The sequence below is a fragment of the Sporosarcina contaminans genome (assembly GCF_042679045.1).
In the GTDB taxonomy this organism is placed as follows: domain Bacteria; phylum Bacillota; class Bacilli; order Bacillales_A; family Planococcaceae; genus Sporosarcina; species Sporosarcina contaminans.
This window is the reverse complement of record NZ_JBHTLT010000065.1, coordinates 1-1577: the sequence shown is the minus strand read 5'-3', so window position 1 is coordinate 1577 and position 1577 is coordinate 1. Positions and strand designations below refer to the sequence as shown.

The 1577-nt window shown below is 41.3% G+C and carries 1 protein-coding gene; it reads right to left on the bottom strand.

All coding sequences use genetic code 11. The annotated features are described in order from the left end of the window. Nucleotides 1-168 precede the first annotated feature (168 nt). Nucleotides 169-1467, bottom strand: a complete 1299-nt coding sequence (locus ACFQ38_RS11385) for an IS1380 family transposase (protein WP_381480975.1) — start codon at nucleotides 1465-1467, stop codon at nucleotides 169-171. Between the last annotated feature and the right edge of the window lie 110 nt (nucleotides 1468-1577).

Here is a 1577-nt window from a genome sequence, read left to right as displayed (position 1 = left end):
ATTATCCCAAATTACGAAAGTAAATTTACTGAACATTAATTCCAAGGCAACCTGGTAAAATTTTGTAAAACTGGATGCTGAGATTCTCTAAATTTTGTATATTGGATAGTTCTTCCCCCTCCCCAAATGAAGAGGCAATAAATTTCCAATTTATTCAGTTACAAATGGTCACTCTAGTTTTTTCACGCTTTGGATCATGTTCAAAAAAGCCCGTTTATGAAGGTAGGCTTCCTGAATCTTTAATATGGTTTGTCTGGCGTGAAAGGTGAATACACCTGCTGCCTGAACGATTTCCCTACGAAATCTTTGGATCGTGTAGCTTTTCATCGGAGTTGGGCAATGATCCATCTTAAAAAGCTCAAACAGATTGTACGCAAATAATTTGATCAATAAATCCAGTTCATTGGCTTTGAATGAGCCGGTAGGGATTCGGTTGATAGAGAACCCGTACTTGGCTTCCTTAATGTAATTTTCCATGCAGGCTCTTTGGTTGTAAAACCGCCATATATCAATCGGAGTCCAATCCATCGTATGGACCATTGCTTCATGTTCCCAGATAAAGTCTACAAATTGTACTTGATCCATTTCAAAACGATCAGCTTTTCGGATCACGGAAACACGCCTTGGCTTATTCCAGGAAGTTGCTTGATATTCAATCGTCTTTCCTTCAATGACGATGTCTTCATCGACAAATCGAATCCATGGACCGGGATCTGTATAAACGGCTTTGGCTAAACGGCTCGTCCATTTCAGTTTTCCAACGTAGTCAATCTGCTTTCCTTCCCAAAAGCTATAAAAGTCCTCTCCGGCAAAGCCTTTGTCAAACCGCCCATAAGAGACGGATTGGGACTCAGAGAGCAGATTCAACGTCTCTTTTGCCAGCTCAATGGCATTGTCGGCAGTATGTCGGTTTCCGGGCCGCAGAGCTGCATTCAGGCATAATCGGGTCTTCCCTTCATATACAAGCAAGGGATGGTAGCTTTTACGGCCCGGTTTATGAGAGTTTGGCCCTTTTTTAGCCAGTTCCTGATTTCCATAAACGGTTTCGATGGTTGAGTCAAAATCCAAAATCAAGGATGATGGCAGGGCAGGTTCAATGATATCGTGCATCAGCTCTTTGACATCAAGCTGTACATTGAATTTCGCGAGAGACCTTAAGTCTTTGCCCAGTAAAGTATGATGCGGGCACTTGCCACCCATAAACTGTTGGATCATGGCATCCTTCTGCATGGAACGAAAGTGGAAGAGACGTGTACAGGACGCGACCCATCCAATGATCAGATAGATAATAATCTTACGAAATGGGAATTGCGAATTGCTTTTTTTGATTGGGTCAAAACACCGAAAAGTGTTTTCGATTTCCATTTGTTTCAGGAACTGAAGGAAGGGCAGCAATCCCGCTATATTGGTTGCGTTTTCCAAGTTAAAGTTAACTTTTATATTTGATAGATTTGTGATAAACTTCACCTTAAAGGTGCTCCTTTCTTTGGGATTGTAGTTCTCGCAAACTCAATTATACCAAAGGCTGGAGCCCTTTTTGCATTTAGTAACTAGATTTTACTTTCGTAATTCAGGAT